We start from the raw sequence: 21,970 nt of genomic DNA on the forward strand, positions 1-21,970 counted from the left end.
TCCATCGACGATAAAACGAAAAAATCCCGGCTTTGCGGCCGGGATTTTTTCGTTTGAAGAGGAAGCTTTTACTCAGGCAGAGTACAGATCAGGCGCTGGCTGACCACGTCGGCCAGTAACCGGAATCCACCCTGTTTCAGGCGACAGACCTTGACCACGTTCCTGAAACGGCTGCTGGCCGGCATCAGCCCTTCCAGGTTGTTGGGCTGGCGCTCAAGCCAGGCACGGTTGAACATGACCCGGGGAGATTCGGGGAACAGGGCCAGGTAAAAAATGTCCGCTTCCACCAGGTCCTGGAAGAAGTGAGAGCCGAAGCTCAATTCCGGCATCAGCCCTTCTGCGGAGAAAGCCACTTCGCTCAAAGCGGCCATGTTGTTGATTTCTGAAAAAGTAATGGGAACGCCCAGGGAAGGGGTGCTGGTGCCCCAGCGTCCCGGCCCCATCAGCAGGGTTGGTTCATTCTCGCGTTCGCCGATGCGGCGGTTGAGTCGTCCGATGAGGCGGGCGACTTCGTGTTTGTCGGAGAGGGACAAGCGGCTGTAAGCTTCGGGTTCGACCCAGATGATCTGAGAAAGTTCAAGGTTGATATTACCGCCCATGAAATTGCCCTTGCTGCGGAACAGGAGTCGTTCCTCGTCCACTTGTTCCGGAATATCCACCCGCTGCCTTTCGCCACGAGTCTGCAGGGGACGGCACTGTACCACGTTGATGCGCGGGGTGCCGTCTTCGGTGAAATTGACGGTAAATTCGGTGTCCACCGGGTAATCATAGGCTTTTTCAAGGGTTTTGAGCAGCCGCTGCATGGTTTCGCAGAATGGGGTCTTTGACAGCAGGCCGTCAAAAGTCAGCAGCCAGGCTTTTTCCCCTTTGCGACCGCGCTCTTCCATTCTGCGGGTGACTTCGTCATCGCGGATGGCAAAAAGGTCGAGAGGGAGTCGGCTCTCGGAGTTGGCCAGCCGCAGCAGAGACACGGTTTCGGGTGCATTGCGTGAAATATCGAGCACGTCCACATCGCGTTGAGTGAATCGGCGTGCATCTTCGACGCCGTGATGCGGCCTTTTCGAGGGGGCGTCGAGGGCGACCAGGCGCGGATAATCTCCTTCCACCCGATCCACTGCACGGGTTCCAAGCCCGAGAACCAGCCTCAGCATGCCGGCACGGGGGTCCATCCCCTTGTCCCACACAAAGGTGTTGTAGGAGACGCCGACGCCTGCCAGTTCCGGAAAATACCAGTTTTCCCGATAGCCTCCCGAAACCCGCTGCACCAGCAGCGCCATCTGTTCATCGAGCTTCTCCAATCCCCGCTGGCGGCGGTAGGTGAGGGCGTCTTCACTCATGGCGCTGGCAAAAATGCGCCGCACGTTGTCTTCGAATTGTGTCAGCCGCTGCTCGGGGCTGCCCTGGTTGACGCAGAAGAAGCTGTCGTATTTGCCGGCAAAGGCATTACCGAAGCCGTCTTCGAGAAGCGAACTCGACCGTACAATGATCGGATACTGGCCGAAATATTCCAGCATCTGGCGAAAGCCGTCGCGGATGTCATCGGGGAACTGCCCTTCGAGCATTTTGCCGCGCAGTTTGGCTGCCGCTTCAAAATACCCCTCCGAGGTTTTCTGGCGCATATAGAGGGGCCACATGCCGTTATGCACGATGTAGGAGTAATACACATTCGACCCCACGAAAAACGAGTCGTGAGGTTCCAGGTGGGCGGCCCAGTCGAAGTCCGGATCATTCAGAAGGATATCGCGCGCCAGCAGCATGCCGACCGTTTTGCCGCCGATGAACCCGGTGCCGATCATGCGTGATTTGATCGTCAGAAGATCTTCCAGGCTGAAATATTTTGTCGCCAGTTTCAGCATACGCTCATCGCGCCCCATCAGGTGCCGACACAGATGACGGATCATCTCGCGCCTTTCATCCTCTGCGTCGTCGTCGGCCACCAGTTTCTCAGCCTGAAGGAAGAGCCGGTACCAGTGATCGAGATGACGTCGCGCCGTGTCGGGATTGGAGGGGGAGAAGCGGCTAAGCAGCGAGGTCGCCTCATGGCTGTTGGCCAGGGGGATGACGTCATCGTCCTTCATCAGGTGCGGCAGGAACATGGTCGGACTGTGCCGCTGCCAGACCTTGAGAGGATGAATATGGATTTTCCCGTCGGCGGTCAGAACATCGAGCAGGACTTGCGTCGTGTCGCGAATGCGTGCGATGGTTTTGAGTGAATGGCGGTCGCGAATCAGGGCGAAGTAAGCGACGGTATCGAGTTCGAAGAGGTAGGGGCAGGTGACCCAGAAAAAATTGCCGACCATCTGGTCGGTGGCCCAGGCGGAAAGCAGATCGGAGAGCGAATCGAAAATGTAGAAGGCGCCATGCCCGGCCTCGGTGATGATGGCGTGAATGCGGGCCGCAAAGGTTTCGAACCCCTGCCGGGGATCGAGTTCGTGGATGGTGAGCCCCTCCTGTGCCGTCAAAAGAGGGGGATGGCTGCCGAACCTCATGTAGATGACCGTGCGTTTTTCAGCCAGGGCGCTCTCTGCGAACGGCGTGACGAAGCGCTGATAATCTTCGATGTGGTCTACGCTCCACACCACGTTGTCGCCCAGGCGCAGCCCGTCAAGGACCGTGTCGAGTCGTGGCAGGCCGGTGGGTATTTTTTCCGCGTCGGTCATGTCAAATCCCCTTGCGAGGGCGGTCATGGTTCAAAAGTAAAAAATGGCGTGTGCCTGCTTCTTGTTGGGTCAATTTTTGTATTCTGAAACCACGAAGATGATACAATGGCAACCCCGTCGGCACAAGCTGTGCCTCGATTCATCCGTTTTCTGAAAGTGGAGAGTTGTTCAATGAGGATTCTGCGTTTTTTCTCGGCCTTTTGTGTTCTTGTTCTCGCCGGATGCCTGGCTCCGGTGACTGAAAAACCGGTTGCTGAAAAGGGGCCGCGGGTTGCGACGACATACGATCGCATCAGCGGGTGGGCTGAAAGCGATCCCCGCCCAGGGTTTGACGTTTTTATGAAAAGCTGTCGTTCTCTTGCGCGGCGTGACGGCTGGCGCGATGTCTGTGAATCCGCCAAATGGGTCGATAGCGAAAACCGCACCGAGGTTCTGCGGTTTTTCCACGAATATTTTACCCCTTATCGGCTGCAGACCCCCGATGGGGAGTCGAGCGGCCTGATTACCGGTTACTATGTCCCCAATCTCAATGGCAGCCGCGAGCCGTCCGAACGGTTTTCCTGGCCCCTTTACGGGGTACCCGACGATCTGCTGGTGATCGATCTGCGCGAGGTTTATCCCGCGCTGGGCGATTATCGCCTGCGCGGGCGTCTCGAGGGGCGCCGGGTGGTGCCTTATCTGACCCGCGGCAAAATCGACGGCGAAGAACAGCCGTTGCAGGGCAATGAGCTGTTGTGGGTTGACGACCCGGTGGAACTGTTTTTTCTTCATATCCAGGGGTCGGGACGAATCCAGTTCGAAGACGGCTCGGCGGCCATGGTGAATTATGCCGATCAGAATGGCCACCCCTACCGCTCTATCGGCAAGCTGCTTCTTGATCGCGGGGAGATGACCCGGCACCAGATGTCGATGCAGAACATCCGCGCCTGGGCGCGAGATAACCCTGACAAAACACGCGATCTTCTCGATGAAAACCCCAGTTATATCTTCTTCAGGGAGTTGGACACTGCCGACGGCAATCCGCCGGGAGCCATGGGGCTGCCTTTGACGCCCGGCTACAGCCTGGCTGTCGATCCGCGTTACGTGCCGCTGGGCGCGCCGGTATTCCTCGATACGCGCTGGCCTGGTGAAGAGCGTCCTCTGCAGCGCCTGATGGGCGCGCAGGATACCGGCGGCGCCATCAAGGGTGCGGTGCGCGGCGACTTTTACTGGGGAGTAGGAGAGGAGGCCGGATCCTACGCCGGGCGCATGAAACAGCAGGGCGCCCTGTGGCTACTGCTCCCCCGGGAGCCTGAAAAACAGTCCCCTCCAACGGGGGAGGGTTAGGGTGGGGGCTGTCAGGGCCGCAGCTCGGGCTTTCTCTTCTTTCAACAGCTCCCCCCTCCCGACCTCCCCCCGCTGGGGGGAGGAGATCAGCTTTGGAGGGCAGCCCAATGCTCTGCAATGCGCGTCGCAGTCTCCTCTACGTTGAGACCTTCCGTGTTGATGCGCAGGTCGGCATAGCGCAGGTAGAGCGGCCGGCGTTGACGATACAGGTCTGCAAGCGTCTCCCCGGGATCGATCACCAGCCCGCGACTGTCCATGTCGCTGATCCTCTGCTGTAGGTTCGCCAGCGGGACATCAAGGAAAACGACGGTGCCCCGGTCTTTCAGAGCCGTCATCCCTTTTTGGCTGTAGACCGCAGACCCGCCGGTGGAGATCACGCTTTCGTGCGTGCACAAGGTGAGCAGAACCTGCTCCTCGTGTTTTTTGAAGCTTTCAAGCCCTTCGTTGGCAATGATCTCCTGCAAGTGCCTGCCGGTACGGCGCTGAATGAGCAGATCGGTATCAATGAAATCGAAGCCAAGGCGCTTGGCCAGAACCACCCCGACGGTACTTTTGCCCGCGCCGGGCATGCCGATCAGAATAACATTGTCCCGCTCTCCCTTCATAGCGCTTCCTTCCCCAAAGCCCAAAGCCCAAAAAAGGGCGAAGCCGCAGCTCCACCCTTTTCATCATTCTCACTGTTTGCCTGTCATATTGCGGTCAGGCATCGGCGATCTTGAGCACGATCTTGCCGAAGTGCTTGTCCTCATCCATCATGCGGTGCGCCTCGGCGACCTGGTCGAGGGGGAAGACCTTCTCGATAATAGGCACGATAGAGCGATCGGCAAAGCGGGGCAGGGCGCGTCGGGCGAATTCGGCAATAATCTCGCCTTTTTCGGAGACCGGACGCGAGCGCAGCACCGAACCGATGATCTGCTGGCGCTTGACCATCATCAGGGCCAGGTTGAGTTCGGCCTTGATACCGCTGATGACGCCGATGACGACCAGGCGGCCGGTGTAGCCCAGCGATTTCATGTTGGGCTCCAGGTATTTTGCGCCGACATGGTCAAGGATCAGGTTGACCCCTTTTTTCTGGGTAAACTCCTTGATCATGTCGCTGAAGTCAGGGGTCTGAGTGTAATCGATGACGAGGTCGGCCCCCAGCTCCTTGACCCGCTCCATTTTGCTCGGGTGGGCGGTGACGACCAGCTTGCTGTTGGGGGTCAGAGCCTTGCTCAGCTGAATGCCGGCCGTGTTCACGCCGCCGCCGCCGCCATGCAGGATGGCGGTCTGGCTGTCCTGGAACTCGCCGATCATAAAGACGTTGAGAAAGGCCGTGATGTAGGACTCGCACACGCAGGCGGCTTCCTCGAAGCTCATGCTGTCAGGGATACGCATCAGGTGATCGGCATAGGCCACGGCATATTCCGCATAGCCGCCGCCGCCGACCAGCGACATGACCCGCTCGCCTTTTTCCCACCCGCTGACGCCGGGACCGACTTCTTCGATGACCCCTGAGACTTCAAGGCCCAGAATCTCCGAGTCTCCCGGAGGCGGCGGATATTTTCCTTCGCGCTGAACCAGGTCGGGGCGGTTGATGGACGTCGCCACAACTTTAACCAGCACCTCCCCCTCTTTGGGCGTGGGCTTGTCCGTCTCCCCTACCTTTAAAACATCGATTCCTCCAAAGCCGTCGAGCAATACTGCTTTCATGCAATCCTCCTTGCAGCAGGCGGCACCTGCGCACTTGTCGTTTAAATTTCAGATAAAACGCTGTTGTTGATTATAGGGGATCCAGTGGCGCATGCAACCGGAAAACTATATTTCTGCGGTTTGAGGTTTTTTTCGGGTGAATCTGGATAATTCCTCCGTTCGTGGTATAAGTATTTGAAAAATACAAGAAAACTACTTTAAATGAGGATTGTGTGAAGAAGGTTCTGGTGGTTGACGATCAGGTAAGCGTGCGTCGGCTGATCGAGATAACCCTCGTCGACACTGGTGTCGAGGTGATTCAGGCCGACAGCGGCGAGCAGGCGGTGGAGCAGGTTCGCGCCGATGCTCCCGATCTGGTCATCATGGACGTGATGATGCCCGGCGGGATGGACGGATATGCGACCATTGACGCCCTGCGCGACCTTTGCTGCGACTGCCCTGTTCTTATGCTCACCGCCAAGGACGAAAAATCAGAGCGGGACAGGGCCCGCGAAGCGGGGGTTGATGCCTACCTGCCCAAGCCGTTCAGACTGCATGAGTTGCTCGAGGCGGTGGAATCGCTGCTGGGCAGAACCACTTAAGGCGGATGGCACTGCAAAAAAAAGCATCAAGGTTGACAATTCTCCGGCGATTCTCAATAATTCCCTTTCTGATAAAGACCAATCCCTTTTGTCTGCATTGTCTGCATTGAGCCCGGTTTAAATACCCACGCAAGGAGATTTGTTCATGAAGAAGGATATTCTGGAAAAAGGCGCGATTATTCAGCGCGATAAGCAGACTTATGCTGTTGCTCCCCATATTCCCGGCGGCATCACCAATTCCGATCAGTTGCGTAAAATCGCCGATGTTGCGGAGAAGTATCAGGCCCAGGCCCTCAAGATCACCAGCGCTCAGCGCATCGCCATCGTCGGTTTCGACGAGAAGCATATCGATGCCATGTGGGAGGATCTCGGCGAGAAGCCCGGCGCCGCCATCGGTCTCTGTGTGCGTTCGGTGAAAATCTGCCCCGGCACCACCTTCTGCAAGCGCGGCCAGCAGGATTCCGTTGCGGTTGGGCTGGAGATGGACGAAAAATACCACGGTCTGGAACTGCCCTGGAAATTCAAAATGGGCGTTTCCGGGTGCATCAACGATTGCGCTGAAGGGTGCATCAAGGATGTTGCCCTGATCGGCACCCCCAAGGGGTGGAACGTTATGGTCGGTGGCAATGGCGGTGCCCAGCCCCGGGTGTCGCAGAAACTGGTCGAGCATGTGCCGACCAACGAGGACGCCCTCGCCATTGTCGATAACCTGGTGCAGTGGTTCAAGCAAAAGGATCGCCGCTGCCGCCTCGGCAAACTGGTCGAAGAGATGGGAATCGAGGAATTTCGCAAGGCAACCCTGGGATAAGCAGTTATCCCTGCTTTCTTACGAAACGATAACCCCGCCCGCGTACGGTTTGAATATGAACCGGCCGGGCGGGGTTTTTTTCAAAGTATTTACGCAGCCGCACCACGAAATTGTCCAATGTCCGGGTTTCCGTGTCCGGAGTCACCCCCCACACCTCCTGCAGCAATTCGGCCCGGGAAACAACCTGTCCCGCTTTTTTGATCAGCACCTTGAGCATCTTTATTTCCAGATCCGTCAGGTCGAAATCGCCGCGGGGCGTGTGGGCAAGGCCCTGCTCCAGGTCAACGCTGTTATCGCCGAATCGATAGAAGCGGGGTGACGGTTTTGCCGCCGCTGCAGGGGCGCGTCTCAGCAGTGCTTTGACCCGCAGCAGAAACTCGTCGAGGTTGAAGGGTTTGGGAAGGTAGTCGTCTGCGCCCTGGGCAAGCCCGGCAATCCGGTCTTCATCCGTTCCGAGCGCGGTCAGCATCAGGATCAGAATGTCGGGAAAATAATCGCGCACATGGCGGCAGATCTCCAGCCCGGAGATGTCCGGCAGCATCAGATCGAGAACCAGCAGGTCAAAATGCTCCTGATCCAGCAGATCGAAGGCGTCCCTTCCGTTCTCGACATGATGCACCGCGTAGCCTTCCTGCTCGAGGTTGAAAATCAATCCCCCGGCGATATGAACCTCATCTTCCACGATCAGGATGCGGCGAGGTGCGGCGTTTGAATTCATCAGGACTCCGTGACGCGGGGAAGGGTGATGTGAACGCTGCACCCCTGCCCGGGGCCGGCGCTCTCGATTCGGATCTTTCCCCGGTGGCGGGCAACGATGGCGCGGGAGATGAACAGTCCCAGTCCCGTGCCGGGGATGCGTTCATTGCCCCGCTCGGCGCGGTAGAACATGCGGAAAACTTTCTTGCGCTCCACCTCGTTGAGGCCGCGCCCCTGGTCCGTCACAACAAGATGGCATCGATGGTCGTCTGCGCTGAGGGAGACCCGGATGCGCGCCGGCCCGTCACTGTAGACGACCGCATTTTCGAGAATGTTGCGGAGGACGATTCCCAGGGACTCGGCTTCAAACCGGCTGTACAGATTCGGCTCGATATCCGTTTCCAGTTCAGTGCCATCCGGCAGTTTTTTGCCGTTCTCTTTAAAGTAGTGCTGCACAAAGTGCGAAAGGTTGCCTTTTTTGAGAATCAACCGAGGGCCTTTAAGCTCCAGGCGGTTGGCGGTCAGCATGTTGTTGATCAACCCATGCAGGCGCTGGGTGTCTGACAGCATGGTGTCGACGAACTCGTCAAGCTTTTCCGGCGAGGGCTTTCGCCGCTTGATGGTTTCCAGGTGCAGTTGCAGGGAGGCCAGGGGGGATTTGAGTTCGTGGGTCACCTGGGAGATGAATTTTTTCTGCTCCCGGTAAAGCGCCACCTGCCGCCGCCAGTACAGGAAGATGACATAGACGCCCACCAGAATCAGGATCAGCAGAAGGAGCCCTTCCGCCAGCAGAAACCAGTTAAGGTTGTTGTCGAGGAATTCCGGACTGTATCTCTCCGCGACGGCGCGCAGGGTCTGCTGGTTGCCGAGAAACCAGCGGATCCAGACCAGGACGACCAGCACCCAGGCGAGCTGAATGCCGATCAGGGCGATCAGTGGATTGATAATTCTGCCGAAAAGTTTCAAAGGCTTTCTCATGGCGCGAATGTTTTACGAAACTATTACATTTTTAAGCGAATACTTCTGCTAAGCTGTTAGAAATTATATCTTAACTCTTATCTGCGAGGATTCGCAATGAACAAAAGCCTGACCATCGGCAAACACCGTGTTCCCTTTCCCCTGCTGCAAGGCGGCATGGGAGTCCGGGTATCCGGCGGGCGTCTCGCCGGGCATGTCGCTCTTTGCGGAGGTGTCGGCATTGTCGCCACTGCCGGGATCGGCCTTAACAGCCCGCACTACAGCGGCAAGAATTACTTCCCTGCCAACGAGCAGGCGTTGCGCGACGAAATCCGTCTCGCCTATGAAATTGCGCCTGACGGCGTGATTGGCACCAACTGCATGGTGGCCGTCTCCGATTATGATGACCAGGTGCGCATCTCCTGCGAAGCGGGCGCCAAGCTTATCGTCAGCGGCGCGGGACTGCCCTTGAGCCTGCCGGGACTTACCGCGGATTTCCCGGACGTCGCGCTGGTTCCCATTGTTTCCTCGCTCAAAGCTGCCCAGCTGATTGCCCGCAAATGGAAAAAAAGCTTCAACCGCCTGCCTGACGCGGTCGTGGTTGAAGACCCTGATACCGCCGGCGGGCACCTCGGCGAAAAAATCGAAAATATCGGTTTCGGGGCCTACGATCAATATGCGACAGTGCGCGCCGTCAAAGCCTATTTCCGTGACGAACATGGCCTGGATATCCCGATCATCGCCGCCGGCGGCATCTGGGATCGCCAGGATGTCGAGCATGCGCTGCGCGAAGGGGCAGACGGCGTGCAGATGGCCAGCCGTTTCGTCTGCACCGAGGAGTGCGACGCGGAGCCTGCCTTCAAGAAGGCCTACCTCGATTGTCGTCAGGAAGATATCGGCTTGATCATGAGCCCCGCCGGTTTGCCGGGCCGCGCCATTAAAAAGAATGTCGAACAGGTCCGTGAACGTGACCTGGGGGTCGATCTCTACTGCCCATCCGCATGCCTGAAAAAATGTTCCTATAAGGAAGGGCGCGAGCGCTTCTGCATCGTCCACGCTCTGGACCGGGCTCAGCGCGGCGATGTGGACACCGGGCTGGTCTTCTGCGGCACCAATGCCTGGAAGGCCGACCGCATCACAACGGTACAGGCCATTTTCGACGAGCTTTTCGATCTGGCCGACGGGCTGCCCGTCAGCCAGGCGGCCAACGGTTGACGCCGCGATAACGTCGGTGTCGGTGAACACTGACCTCATCCTGAATCGACACCATCCAGCCAAAACAGGGCGGACCTCTCCGGGGGTTCGCCTTTTTATTTGAGGCCCCAGGGGGCGCCCGGCAACCTGAGATCCCTTTCATTGTTGCCATAAAGAGCTGGGCTGGGTTAAGATGCGCGTTTATATGGATTTAGCGCTTGTTCCCACCGGCAGAAGGAGAAAGCATGGCCGCTGAAAAATCGGATCAGAAGTTCATCCCCAAGTGGATTGCTTGGGAAACGACCCAGCGTTGCAACCTCAACTGTGTACATTGCCGCTGCTCATCGGACATGGATGCGGCCGAAGGCGATTTTACCACTGAAGAAGCTTTCAAGCTGATCGATGATATCTGTGAAGTCTCCACACCGGTCTTGGTGCTCTCCGGCGGCGAGCCGCTGCTGCGCGAGGATATCTGGGATATCGCCGAATACGGCACCCGCAAGGGGCTGCGCATGTGCATGGCGACCAATGGCACCCTCATCACCGATGAGGTCTGCGCCCGCATGAAGGCGGCCGACATCAAGATGGTATCCCTTTCACTGGATGGCTCAACCGCAGAGATTCACGACAATTTCCGCAATTGCCCCGGTGCTTTCGAAGGCGTGGTGCGTGCCGCCGAGATCATGAAGCGCAACGGCATCAAATTCCTGATCAACTCCTCGTTCACCAAGCGCAACCAGCACGATATCGGCGACACGTTCAAACTGGCGAAAAGTCTTGGTGCAACCGCATGGTATATGTTCATGATCGTGCCGACCGGCCGCGGTGAAGATATCATGTCGGAGCTGATCTCGAAAGAAGACTACGAAGAAATCCTCGAATGGCATTACAAGCAGGAGAGGCAGGAGGATGACATTCTCATGCGCCCCACCTGCGCGCCGCATTACTATCGCATTGTACCGCAGATGGCCAAGGCCGAAGGCGTCGACTTCCAGCGCCGCTCCCTGACATTTTCCACCGGCGGGGGCAAAGGCTGCATCGCGGCTCAGACCATCTGCCTGATCGATTGTTTCGGCAATCTCAAGCCCTGCTCCTATTTCCACTCCTCCGTCGGCAATGTCAAGCAGGTGCCTTTCAAGGACCTCTGGTTCAACAGCCGGGTGTTCAACGAGCTGCGTGACGCCAGCCTCTTCAAGGGCAAGTGCGGCGAGTGCGAATTCGTCAATGTCTGCGGCGGCTGCCGCGCACGGGCCGATGCGGTTTATGGCGACTATCTGCAGGAGGAACCGTTCTGCAGCTACATCCCGCCCCGTACGCGCAAGCGCATGGAGAGAGAATCGGCTGAATTGGCGTCCAAATCGTAGAAGGAGGGTGCCAACACCGAGAGCACCCGAGGCACGTCCCTGCAAATGATGATGTTTTGTATTTATTCACATTTCGCGGGGTCGTAACTCCCATGACAAGGGTGTTTGGCGCCAGGGAGGGCGCCAATCAAACGGCCAGGGATGGCGAAAAGTGACCCTTGTCATGGGAGTTACGACCCCATGCTGAACAGTTACGATTATTTTATAGGAGGCAATACCCAATGTCCGATTACCGTTTCATCAAGGCCTGCTGGGGCCAGCCCGTCGACATGACCCCCGTTTGGCTGATGCGCCAGGCCGGCCGCTATCTGCCCCAGTACATGGAGGTGCGCCGCAACGTCAGCTTTCTCGAACTGTGCAAAACGCCTGAGCTGGCTGCCGAGGTCACCATCCAGCCCATCGATTATCTCGGTGCCGACGCCGCCATCCTGTTTTCCGATATCCTCACGCCGGTTGAACCCATGGGCCTTAAGCTCGATTTCGCGCCCGGCCCGGTTTTCGAAAACCCGGTGCGGACCCAGGCCGACATCGACGCGCTGCGCATCCCCGAGATGGAAGAGGATGTTCCTTATGTGCTGGAGACGATCCGTATTCTGCGCCGCGAGTTTGAAGGCCGGGTGCCGTTGATCGGTTTTGGCGGCGCGCCCTTTACGCTGGCCTGCTATATGGTCGAAGGCAAGGGCAGCAAGGATTTCGCCCAGATCAAGCGCATGATGTACGCCGAGCCGCAGATGTACGCCGCCCTGATGGACAAGGTTACCGAGATGGACCGTCTCTATCTCAACGCCCAGATCGAGGCCGGAGCCCAGGCGATCCAGATTTTCGACACCTGGGGCGGCATCCTGTCGCCGGTGGATTACGAGCGCTACATTCTGCCTTACACCACCCGCCTGATCGATGGGCTGAACCGCCAGGGCGTGCCGGTCATCCATTTCGTCAAGGGCGCCGGGACCATGCTGGAGTTGGTCAAGCGGGCCGGCTCCGATGTCATCGGTCTCGATTGGCACATCTCCCTCAACAAGGCGCGCACCCTGCTGGGAACCGAGGTCGCCGTCCAGGGCAATCTCGATCCCACTGTGCTTTACGCTCAGCCGGAATATATCGAGCAGGAAGTCAAGCGGATTCTCGACGAGAACGGCGATCGCCCCGGCCATATCTTCAACCTGGGCCACGGCATTCTGCCGACAGTGCCTCCCGAGCACGCCAAATTCATGGTTGAGTGCGTACACCGGCTCAGCGCCAAAGGATAAGAACCCGTCATGAAAGACGAAACCCCTCGAAGTCCCATCGGCCTCGTCCTGCTGAACATGGGCGGGCCCGATTCGCTGGAAGCGGTCGAGCCGTTTCTCTACAATCTGTTCTGCGACCGGGATCTGATTCAACTCCCGCTGGGTGGCCTGCTTCAGAAGCCGCTGGCGCGGCTGATCAGCCGCAAGAGAGCGCGTTCAGTGGTGGAAAACTATCGGGCCATCGGCGGTAAGTCTCCGCTGCTCGCTTGGACCCGGACGCAGGCCGAGGGGATCGCTGCCGCTCTCGGGGAGGAGGTTCGCCCCTATGTGATCATGCGTTACTGGTCGCCGCGCGCCGAGGAGGTTCTTGAACAGATGAAGGCCGACGGCATCACCCAGGCCATGGTTGTGTCCATGTACCCTCATTACACCGGCGCCACCACCGGCAGCAGCGTCAAGGACTTCAAACGGAATGCCGCGCGGGTGTCTCCCGAACTGCGCTACCGGGTGATCGAGCAATGGTATGACTGGCCTGGCTACCTCGACGCCCTGGCGGCGCGGGTGCGCGAAGGGCTGGAAAAGTTTCCCGAAGAGTTGCGCTCACGCGTGCAGATTGTGTTCAGTGCTCATGCTCTGCCGCAGAAATTCATCGACCGCGGCGACCCCTATCTTGAACACGTTCTCGATACCACCCGGGGCGTGATGAAAAGGGTTGGCAACAGATCCTGGCGGCTGGGCTTTCAGAGTCGCAGCGGTCCGGTCAAATGGATGGAGCCCGATACGGTCGATGTCCTCGACCAACTGGCCGAGGAGGGGCGCCCCGCGGTGTTGATGGTGCCGATCTCCTTTGTGTCGGACCACATCGAGACCCTGCACGAGATCGACATCGAGTACCGGGAGCATGCCCGCAATAAAGGGATCGAATATTTCGAGCGCACCCCCTCATTGAACGATCACCCGGATTTTATCGAGGCAATGGCGGATCTGGTGCGAAAGGACTTGGAGCAGTGGCGATGAAAGAATGCAAGGTCTGCAAGGTCTGTGGCAAAGAGTTTGATCCTGACGCCCCCACGGACGACCCGGCGGTTCAGGCAGGGGCTTTCATGGCGACGCAGGAATGGAATGACGCGGGCGAAGTCTGCCCGCGCTGCCTCGAAAGCCGCGGCATTCTCGGCATGATGTACTGCCGGGAGTATGATGCGTAAGCCGTAATTCACCGTAGGGGCGCGGCGCTGCCTCGCCCTGGGCGACCCACCGGGTCGCCCCTACAACCCTTCTTTACGCAGTTTCTCCAACAGGCTCTTCTGCTTGTCCGTCAGGGTTTTCGGTACCTTGATCCCAACCACTGCATACAGATCGCCCTGCGGCCTTTTCTTGTGGGCCGGGACGCCGTAGCCCTTGAGGCGGATTCTGCCGCCGGATTTCATGCCGGCGGGCACCTTGACTTTCTTCGTTCCCTGCAGAGTGGGCACCTCGATGGTGGTGCCGAGGCAGGCACCGCTGAAGGGCACCTCGACCTGCACCAGCAGATTATTCCCCTCCCTTGAGAAAACAGGATCAGGGGCCACCTCGATCTCCAGAAACAGGTCTCCCGCCTGCCCGCCTGCCGGGGCCGGTCCGCCTTTGCCCGGCACCCTGAGGCGCGACCCCGTTTCAACGCCCGGCGGGACGCGCACCTTCAACGACTGCTGCTGCCCGTCGTGGCGATAGGTGACCTGCCGCTCTCCCCCTTGAACCGCTTCGCGCAGCGGCAGGGTCATGCGCAGGGTATAATCCTGCCCCTTGATTCTTCTTCCATGAGGCGTGCCGCCGTAGGTCGCACCGCGGGGGTGGGCGCCACCGCCACCGAACAGGTGACTGAAGATGTCCTCGGTGCCGAAGCCGAACTCGCGGAAAATATCCCCCACATCGAAGCCGCGAAAGATGTCTTCCTTGCTGTAGCGCTGGTGGAAGTCGCTCTCGCCGAACTGATCGTACTGCTTCTTCTTCTCCGGGTCGCTCAGAACGGCATAGGCTTCGGTGATCTCCTTGAAGCGGTCCTCCGCTTTCTTGTCGCCCGGATTCTTGTCCGGGTGATATTTCAGGGCCAGCTTGCGGTAGGCCTTCTTGATCTGATCCGTCGAGGCGTCTTTGCTCAGGCCGAGCACGCCGTAATAGTCTTTCGCCATAATATTGAATCTCCGGGATAAGTATTGTGTTGAAAATATAAATACCGCGTGGGGCAGCGTCAAGGTCGCAGCGCAAAAGGTTTGTCACATATGGGGTATACCTTGACCCGTGAATTTCACTCGGTTAAGATTCGTTGTCCGTTGTCCGTTGTCCGTTGTCCGTTGTCCGTTGTCCGTTGTCCGTTGTCCGTTGTCCGTTGTCCGTTGTCCGTTGTCCGTTGTCCGTTGTCTAATCAAGGAGCCGTCTGATGACCCGTGTTGCTGTTCTTGGAGCTGGAATTTCCGGTCTGTCCACCGCTTACCTCCTGCAGCAGGCCGCTGCTGAAGCCGAGATCGACCTTGAAATCACCGTGCTGGAGAAAAAATCGCGCACCGGCGGCAAGATTCACAGCATCAAGGATGAAGGCTTCCTGTGCGAGTGGGGCCCGAATGGATTTCTCGACAGCAAGCCCTGGACACTGGAGCTGTGCGACAGGATCGGCGCAAGGGATAAACTGCTGCGCTCCAACGACAACGCACGTAAGCGCTTCATTTACAGCGACGGGATTCTGAACCAGCTGCCGGAAAACGGTCCGATGTTTCTCAAGTCCAAGCTCATCTCCTGGCCCGGCAAGCTGCGCCTGGCCTGTGAAATGGTCATCCCCCCCAAACGGGACGATGAGGATGAAACCCTCGCTGATTTCGGACGGCGCCGCCTCGGCCGCGAAGCGCTCAATAAACTGATTGCGCCCATGGTTTCCGGCATTTTTGCCGGCGACCCTGAAACCATGAGTCTCAAGAGCTGCTTCCCCCGCATCCACCAGTTGGAGCAGGAGTATGGCGGACTGCTCAAAGCGATGATCAAGCTCGCCAAAGAGAAGAAGGAGCAGCGCAAGCAGGGCAAAGAAGTGGCCAGCGCCGCAGGCCCCGGGGGCGTGTTGACCTCCTTTTCCGGGGGCATTCAGGAACTGACCGATTCAGTGGCCGCCGCATTTACCGGCAAGGTCGAGTGCGACGCAGCGGTGACGCGCATCGACCGCAAGCAGGATGGGTATGACCTGAAGCTGGAGAACGGTAAGACCGTCGAGGCGGAAATCGTCGTTGGCGCAGTCCCTGCCCATGCCCTGTCGCAGATGGTCGATTCCCTGGATGACGAAATCCCCGATCTGCTGCGGGATATTCCCTATGCGCCCATGAATGTCATCTGCTTCGGTTATGAGCGCGAAAAGATCAGCCACGATCTGAACGGCTTCGGCTACCTGATCCCCCGGCGTGAGGGCTGCTCCACCCTTGGAACCCTGTGGGATTCCAGCATCTTCCCGCATCGCGCCCCGGAAGGCAAGGTGCTGCTGCGCTCCATGATGGGGGGCGCCACCAACCCGACCGCCATCAATCTCTCCGACCGCGCGGTGCAGCAGCGCACCCAGGCCGATCTCAAAGCTTCCATGGGGATTACGGCCGATCCGGATTTTGTACGGATCTTCCGCCACCCCCGCGCTATTCCTCAGTACACCGTTGGTCATTCCCGGCGCCTTGCCGCCATCAATGACCGGCTTCAGCACTATCCGGGGCTGTTCCTGACCGGAAATGCCTTCTACGGGGTAGGCCTCAACGATTGCGTCAATGCCTCTAACCAGGTGGTCGAGCGTGTGATGAAATTTCTGGCGCGCTGATTTGAGGTGAATAATAAAAAATCATATAGATGGTTGACAAAGGTGGGTCGAGGGGAGATTATAGAATGGCAATTCTGGAGAAGGGAGAAAAATAAGCTTTTGTTGTCCGACTGAAACCCGCATTGATTCTGTGTGGGATGCCCCCAGGTTATAAGTGAATGGAAGCCCAGAGACTGCGCAAAATTGATCCCCAGGAAAAGGTCCGGGCAGTGCTCACCACTGCACGCCGCCTTTTCGTTGAACACGGTTACCATTCGGTTTCCATCCCCATGATTGTTCGGGAGTCCCGTGTCAGTACCGGAGCGATCTACCATCACTTCGGCAACAAGGAGCAACTGGCGCGCAGGATCTATGACGAGACGCTCTCCGAATTTCAGGAGATGCTCGAACAACGTCTCACAGGGCAGGCCGATGTCCTGTCACAATTGCGCGCTTTCGGGAAGCTGCTGGTGGATGTGGCCCAGAGTGACCCGGAAATGATGCGCTACATGCTGTTTCTCAATCACGGCGAATTTCTCAGCTCCTGTCCGCCCATCTGTTCTTCCGCTCCTTTCCGCTGGGTGCAGGAAACCATCCGCAACGGCGTTGCCGACGGCACCCTGCGATCCGACCATCCCTTTGTTGCCGCCGCTTCATTCATCGGCGCCATTCTGCGCACCATTGAACTCAACTACCAGGGGGTCATTATCGAACCCCTCGACACCCTGATCTCCCCCATTCTCGACCACGCCCTGCGTGCCGTGCGCGCATAATCTCCCCTCGACCCGATCCCGCAAGCCTCGTCTATCTCATTAAGAATGCGGGCCTTTCCTCTCAATAAGAATTCTATCTCTGCGCCTCTCCATTCTCTCTGCGTCTCTCCGTTAAAAAATATTTGAATCGGACAATTTTTTTAAATCTAAAAGTTCAGTCATTTCAATCCCTTAATTCTGCTTGTGGCTTGCCGAGACCGAATCAACATTCGGTTTCTGTTGACACTAACAAAATTGTTTGTATATCTTGAAGGGCGTCTAATAACAGAAATCAAAAAAAATACTGATCCTGACAATTGTCCCGCTTTTTTGCGGGTAATTTAGTTTTAAGCCAAAGATTTTTTACCTGCCATGTAGAGAAAGAATACTCGTTCTAATGTTGGGAGATGGGAAAAGTATTTAAGGGAAGAAAATCAAGGAAAGGAGGTGCCAGAGAAAACATCATCTTGTTGAGAAGGTGAACTCGTTACGTTTTAAATTATCTTTTGGAGGCGACATGAACGTGAAGAAACTTTTCCGGCAACACCTTTTTGTTTTCCTGATTGGACTGGCCCTGATTGCGGCTGGTTGCGGCGGCGGGTCGTCGAGCTATGACGAACCTGATTCAATTGGTACTTCAAATGTCCTGATTGACGCACCCACTCTCAAATCCTGGGTTGACGCTGGCCTGGTCAATGGCGACGGCTATGAAAACGTTGTTATTCTTCATATTGGTAGTCCTAGAAGTGAGTATGCCGACGGTCACATTCCTGGTGCGTTGGAATGGAGCACTGTTGGGATTGACCGCATTGACGGTCCCCTGTTGAGCGGCAACATGGTGCTTGATGGTGAAACGATGGACAAAATGCTCCAAGAATGTGGCATCCGTAAAGGGAGCACAATTGTTTTTACCGGTGACAACAACCTGGCTCGCGTATATTTTACCTTCCGCTATTGGGGGTTTCCAAAGAAGCAGTTGAAGATACTTAACGGCAGTCTTCCTGCATGGAAAGCACATGGTTACCCAGTTACGACTGTCACCCCAAGAGTTGAGCCGTCCAACCTCAGCGTTCGTGATCTGGGGGGCCCCCAAACCCACCTGCGCGCTTCTTTGAGTGAAGCAATTATGTACGTTGAGCAGGGTTTGGTCACCCCATATAATACCTATTCAGCGACTTCAGATTTAACCGCCCCAAAAATTACAGAGACCCTTGACGGCACAGGTAGTTATGCTGCCGGAGCAGGAACCGGTGGCTATGTTCTTTTTCAGGGGGAGATGCGGGGCGCGGTTACTGATAATCTTGTAGCCGGTTTGAAAAAGACAGTAGACATTAATGGTCAACAGGTGACAGTTTTCAAGGATGCTGATGAAATGCGCGCGTTCCTTGAAAATGATCTCGAGGTTGACCTGTCCAAGCCGATTATGACCTATTGCCGCGCCGGCAATCTGGCATCCCAGGGTTTCGCACCCATTGATGCTGTGCTGGGTAACGAAGTCGAAGTCATGATGTACGATGGTTCCTGGAGCCAATGGGCCTCATTGACTGCAGATCCTTCGATTGTTCCTGAAGGCAAGCTTTGGGTTTTACCCGACGGCTCTGCAGGTTATGATTTCTCTGATTGGGAAACCTATTCTTTGACGCATGATGGCCAAGGTGGCCTGCCTTTCGCGCTGAAAGACTTTAAGGGGACTATTTTGTGGGGAGGGGAAACTGTAACTTTTGACCCCGTAGATCACATTCAACCCCCTTATTTTTATGATACAGCACCCGATTCCCCTTATGATCCAGGCGCCAATACTATTGAAGATGAGGACCGTGAATATTACAGGACTGGCCCCTCTGACAGCGCTCCTACTGCCGTGCAGGGCGCGGCTGGTGGATGCTAGCGGGTGACCACTCTCTCCATTTCTAGTTTGGTTAAAGGTTTTTCTTCTTTAAAAGGAGTGAATATCGTGAAAATGCGTACACTACTGACCGCCTGTGTAGGGATGGTGCTGATGGCCGCTCCGGCCTTTGCCGGGCCTGTATGGACCTTTGGTCCCAATGACGAAGGTGCCATGAAACTGGAGTACAAAGGCCAGTTTCAGCTCAACATGCGCGACACCGGCTCTGAAGCCGATGGCGAAGGCGACACCAAGGAATTCAACTTCCGCCGCAACCGCCTGGCGCTGATGGGCGCCTATGGGCCTCATTTCGGCCTCTATGTTCAGACCGAATTCGGCGAAGACCGTAACATTACCCCTTTTTTGGTGCGTGACGGAGACGAGTCGGATTTCGAGATTCTTGATGCCGTCCTGCGCTTCCGTTATGACGACCGCTTCAATTTCTGGGTCGGTAAATTCAAGTACAGCTTTTCCCGTGAGAACCTCGAAGCCTGCGAAGCGCCTCTGACACTCGACCGTTCGGTGCTGATTCGCGCCCCTCTGGTTGACGAAGGCACTCGCGACAAGGGAATCTCCATCTGGGGCAACCTGCTCGAGCAGAAGTTCCAGTACCGCATCGACGCCATGAACGGCCGCAACGATTCCAGTTCATCGCCCGAGTCCAACTTCCGCTATGGCGCCCGTGCCCACGTGACCCTGCTCGATCCTGAAGCAAACCACGGCTACAAGGGCACCTACATGGGCGAGAAGAAGGTGCTGACCATCGGTGCCGCTTATCAGATGGAAAATGATGTGGCCTATGCCAATACGGTCACGGAAGATGCCGTGGATTACCAGGCCTGGACGGCTGACCTGTTCTTCGAGTATCCCGTTGAAGAGGTTGGCACCTTCACCTTCTCCGCTGCTTATGCCGACTACGATCTGGACGATGCCTACAAGGGCGCGAATTTTGAGGATGATGTCGTTGGCATCTACGGTGAAAAAAACGGCGGCTATGTTAAGATTGGTTACATGCTGCCCAACACTCCTCTGCAGTTCTTTGCCCGCAGCGAAAACTGGTCTCTGGCCGAGTACAGAGGGATTGTTGACCAGGAGATCGACTGGTACGGCGGCGGCTTCAACTACTACTTCCGCGGTCAGAACATGAAGCTGACCATGGAACTGTCGAAAGCTGATTTCGATAAGGAAGGAATCTTCGGCGGCGAAAAAACCGAAGACTTCACCACCTTCACCACGCAGCTCCAGGTGATGTTCTAATCGCCGGTTCATGCTGAATCGGTCAACTACCATGTTGAAGGAGAAAAGACCATGAAGAAGATGATTGTACTGCTGGCAGCCATGATGATGATCGTGTCCACCTCCGGCCTGGCTCTTGCCAATGACGTCAAGGGCAAAGTGACTTCGATCAAGGGCGACACCATCACCATCGAAGTTGAAAAAGGCAAAGCGTCCTCTTTTTCTGAAGGCGACACCGTAGAAGTGGAAGCCAAAGAGAAGAAGAAAGCCCCCAAAAAGGGCGGCGCCATGCTGATGGGCTGCTAATTTAAGCCTGTGACTGGCCGGGAGGGCTCTGCCAGGGCCTTCCCGGCCGATTATTTTTTGAACCAAGGAGGCAAGGTAATCATGTCGAAAAGAAGATTGAATGTTCTTTCTTTTTCGGCGATGGTTCTGGTTCTGTTCTCGCTGCTGTTGCTGGGTGCCTTTACCAGCACAACACTGGCGGCGGGAATCGGCAAGGATGGCACCATTGCCGCCAAGCGCGGCAAGGCGACCACCCTTGATGAACTGATCGCCATGTACGACTCGAGCTCCTGCTTCGAGTGTCACCAGGATATCCACGAAGAGTGGTCGCAATCCGTTCATGCCCGCTCCGTTTACGGAACCGGCCGTACTGCCGCGACCTTCCGCACTGCATTCACCAACGGTTTCATGAACTGGGCTTATTCAGGTGTTGAAAAACCTGAAGATGTTGAAGTTGAACACCTGATGGGCTGTGCCAAGTGCCATCTCCCCCAGCTGGCCGACGCCACCGACGATGTGGCCAAGGAGCTGGTGGTGACCATCTTCGACTGGATGGACGCCTATCAGAACGATGATATGGCCACCTTCGAGAAGCATCAGGAAACGCTTCTCGATCTCAACATCAACTGCCTGGTTTGCCACAACCGCATGGCGATTACCCACAAGTGGACCGACGGTTATCCGCAGGATGGCGTTGTCTATGGCAAGAATGCGGGTGAGCACTATGATCCGAACTTCCCCATCGTGCGCCAAGGCCCGAACATGGAAGCATCCATCCTGTGCGGCCAGTGCCATGGTCTGGGCCCCAACCTTGAGCTTGACAACCCGACCCAGTGCGCCACCGGCTACGGCAGCTACCTGTTCAGTTACATCACCAACGGCGGCGACAAGACCTGCCAGGAATGCCACATGCTGGAGTCCGGACTTGGGCATAACATCCAGAGCTATCGCTCTGAGGTGATGGCTGAGAAAGCTGTTGAATGGCATGTCACCGCGCGCCCCATGGTATGGCGCGATGGACGCAACGTGCGGCCCAAGGTTATGGTCGATGTCGCCATGACCAACAAGGCCGGCCACGGCATCCCTGATGGCTGACCGACCCCCAACCGACTGGTTCTGTCGGTAAGTGCTACAGATGAAGAGGGTGACGAAGTCTACAGTGATGAAGTGATCTACATGCCGGTTCCCCAGCAGTTCGCCCGTGGCGACGTGATGGGACGCGGCCCCTACGAAAAGAGCGGATTGGTGGCGGATACCGCCCTGCATCCTCTCAAGAAAACCAAGGAACATTTTGAAATTTTCTTCCCAGTCGAGGAAGGTGACGAAAGCAGCACGCTGGACGTAAAGGTTCAGCTCTGGTACCTGCCTTACGGGACCATGGACAGCGACCCCTTCCTGTGGAAAGAATTCACAGAGACCGTCAAGGTCGAGCTGTAATTACTCGTAAGACCTCATAGCGGAATTCCGCGGGCCGGCTGCTTCTACCATGAGGCAGCCGGCTTTTTT

General features: G+C 56.8%; 20 protein-coding genes. 14 read left to right on the forward strand and 6 right to left on the reverse strand.

What is annotated here, in order from left to right; translation table 11 throughout:
• Positions 1-68 precede the first annotated feature (68 nt).
• The gene (locus tag GSUB_RS03670) at positions 69-2,660 is read right to left on the reverse strand and encodes a PEP/pyruvate-binding domain-containing protein (protein ID WP_040199232.1); all 2,592 of its coding nucleotides are present in this window, start codon (positions 2,658-2,660) and stop codon (positions 69-71) included.
• Positions 2,661-2,831: 171 nt separating this feature from the next.
• Between GSUB_RS03670 and mltA the strand changes: the two genes are divergently transcribed.
• Positions 2,832-3,986 (forward strand): murein transglycosylase A, encoded by a 1,155-nt coding sequence (mltA, locus tag GSUB_RS03675; protein ID WP_040199233.1) that lies wholly within the window; start codon positions 2,832-2,834, stop codon positions 3,984-3,986.
• Positions 3,987-4,072: 86 nt separating this feature from the next.
• On the opposite strand, the gene GSUB_RS03680 is transcribed toward mltA, so the two are convergent.
• Together GSUB_RS03680 and GSUB_RS03685 are read right to left on the reverse strand one after the other, a co-directional pair.
• The gene (locus GSUB_RS03680; protein ID WP_040199234.1) at positions 4,073-4,591 is read right to left on the reverse strand and encodes a shikimate kinase; all 519 of its coding nucleotides are present in this window, start codon (positions 4,589-4,591) and stop codon (positions 4,073-4,075) included.
• A 94-nt stretch (positions 4,592-4,685) separates the two neighbouring features.
• A complete protein-coding gene (locus tag GSUB_RS03685; protein ID WP_040199235.1) occupies positions 4,686-5,678 on the reverse strand; it encodes an NAD(P)H-quinone oxidoreductase in 993 nt (330 codons plus the stop codon).
• Between the two features lie 212 nt (positions 5,679-5,890).
• Here GSUB_RS03685 and GSUB_RS03690 point away from each other — a divergent pair, with 212 nt between their 5' ends.
• Positions 5,891-6,259, forward strand: coding sequence for a response regulator transcription factor (locus GSUB_RS03690; RefSeq protein ID WP_040199236.1), 369 nt, complete (start codon positions 5,891-5,893; stop codon positions 6,257-6,259).
• A gap of 145 nt (positions 6,260-6,404) precedes the next feature.
• Complete coding sequence (locus tag GSUB_RS03695) at positions 6,405-7,067, forward strand: ferredoxin-like domain-containing protein (protein WP_040199237.1); 663 nt, start codon at positions 6,405-6,407, stop codon at positions 7,065-7,067.
• Positions 7,068-7,071: 4 nt separating this feature from the next.
• Here the strand turns inward: GSUB_RS03695 and GSUB_RS03700 are convergent, their stop codons facing one another.
• On the reverse strand, positions 7,072-7,785 hold the full coding sequence (locus tag GSUB_RS03700; RefSeq protein WP_040199238.1) for a response regulator transcription factor: 714 nt from the start codon (positions 7,783-7,785) through the stop codon (positions 7,072-7,074).
• Positions 7,785-8,729, reverse strand: a complete 945-nt coding sequence (locus GSUB_RS03705) for a sensor histidine kinase (RefSeq protein ID WP_040199240.1) — start codon at positions 8,727-8,729, stop codon at positions 7,785-7,787. Before GSUB_RS03705 ends, GSUB_RS03700 begins: the two co-directional genes overlap by 1 nt.
• Positions 8,730-8,837: 108 nt before the next feature.
• On the opposite strand from GSUB_RS03705, the gene GSUB_RS03710 reads away from it, so the two are divergent.
• The 5 genes from GSUB_RS03710 (at position 8,838) to GSUB_RS03730 (ending at position 13,712) form a co-directional block, all read left to right on the forward strand.
• Positions 8,838-9,935 carry an NAD(P)H-dependent flavin oxidoreductase gene (locus GSUB_RS03710; protein ID WP_040199241.1) on the forward strand — a complete coding sequence of 366 codons (1,098 nt, stop codon included), beginning with the start codon at positions 8,838-8,840 and terminating at the stop codon, positions 9,933-9,935.
• A 224-nt stretch (positions 9,936-10,159) separates the two neighbouring features.
• A complete protein-coding gene (locus GSUB_RS03715) occupies positions 10,160-11,278 on the forward strand; it encodes a radical SAM/SPASM domain-containing protein (protein WP_040199242.1) in 1,119 nt (372 codons plus the stop codon).
• A gap of 221 nt (positions 11,279-11,499) precedes the next feature.
• Positions 11,500-12,528 carry a uroporphyrinogen decarboxylase gene (gene hemE / locus GSUB_RS03720; RefSeq protein ID WP_040199244.1) on the forward strand — a complete coding sequence of 343 codons (1,029 nt, stop codon included), beginning with the start codon at positions 11,500-11,502 and terminating at the stop codon, positions 12,526-12,528.
• A 9-nt stretch (positions 12,529-12,537) separates the two neighbouring features.
• Positions 12,538-13,524 carry a ferrochelatase gene (hemH, locus tag GSUB_RS03725; RefSeq protein WP_040199245.1) on the forward strand — a complete coding sequence of 329 codons (987 nt, stop codon included), beginning with the start codon at positions 12,538-12,540 and terminating at the stop codon, positions 13,522-13,524.
• Positions 13,521-13,712, forward strand: coding sequence for a hypothetical protein (locus GSUB_RS03730; protein ID WP_040199246.1), 192 nt, complete (start codon positions 13,521-13,523; stop codon positions 13,710-13,712). The genes hemH and GSUB_RS03730 overlap by 4 nt, the downstream gene beginning before the upstream one ends.
• Before the next feature lie 60 nt (positions 13,713-13,772).
• On the opposite strand, the gene GSUB_RS03735 is transcribed toward GSUB_RS03730, so the two are convergent.
• A complete protein-coding gene (locus GSUB_RS03735; protein ID WP_040199247.1) occupies positions 13,773-14,675 on the reverse strand; it encodes a DnaJ C-terminal domain-containing protein in 903 nt (300 codons plus the stop codon).
• 248 nt (positions 14,676-14,923) lie between these two features.
• Here GSUB_RS03735 and hemG point away from each other — a divergent pair, with 248 nt between their 5' ends.
• From hemG to extKL, 6 genes are all read left to right on the forward strand, one after another.
• Positions 14,924-16,327, forward strand: coding sequence for a protoporphyrinogen oxidase (gene hemG / locus GSUB_RS03740; protein ID WP_040199248.1), 1,404 nt, complete (start codon positions 14,924-14,926; stop codon positions 16,325-16,327).
• Between the two features lie 158 nt (positions 16,328-16,485).
• Entirely contained in the window at positions 16,486-17,079 is a 594-nt protein-coding gene (locus GSUB_RS03745) for a TetR/AcrR family transcriptional regulator (RefSeq protein WP_040199250.1), read from the forward strand.
• A gap of 496 nt (positions 17,080-17,575) precedes the next feature.
• Positions 17,576-18,946, forward strand: a complete 1,371-nt coding sequence (gene extH / locus GSUB_RS03750; protein ID WP_144401937.1) for a selenite/tellurite reduction operon rhodanese-like protein ExtH — start codon at positions 17,576-17,578, stop codon at positions 18,944-18,946.
• 72 nt (positions 18,947-19,018) lie between these two features.
• Positions 19,019-20,200: a selenite/tellurite reduction operon porin ExtI gene (extI, locus tag GSUB_RS03755; RefSeq protein ID WP_040202043.1), complete on the forward strand. Its 1,182-nt coding sequence runs from the start codon at positions 19,019-19,021 to the stop codon at positions 20,198-20,200.
• Positions 20,201-20,251: 51 nt separating this feature from the next.
• A complete protein-coding gene (gene extJ, locus GSUB_RS03760) occupies positions 20,252-20,485 on the forward strand; it encodes a selenite/tellurite reduction operon protein ExtJ (RefSeq protein WP_040199252.1) in 234 nt (77 codons plus the stop codon).
• A 120-nt stretch (positions 20,486-20,605) separates the two neighbouring features.
• Positions 20,606-21,901: a multiheme c-type cytochrome (seleno)protein ExtKL gene (gene extKL / locus GSUB_RS03765; protein WP_268747570.1), complete on the forward strand. Its 1,296-nt coding sequence runs from the start codon at positions 20,606-20,608 to the stop codon at positions 21,899-21,901.
• Positions 21,902-21,970 lie beyond the last annotated feature (69 nt).

This window comes from Geoalkalibacter subterraneus (assembly GCF_000827125.1).
Taxonomy (GTDB): Bacteria; Desulfobacterota; Desulfuromonadia; order Desulfuromonadales; family Geoalkalibacteraceae; genus Geoalkalibacter_A; species Geoalkalibacter_A subterraneus.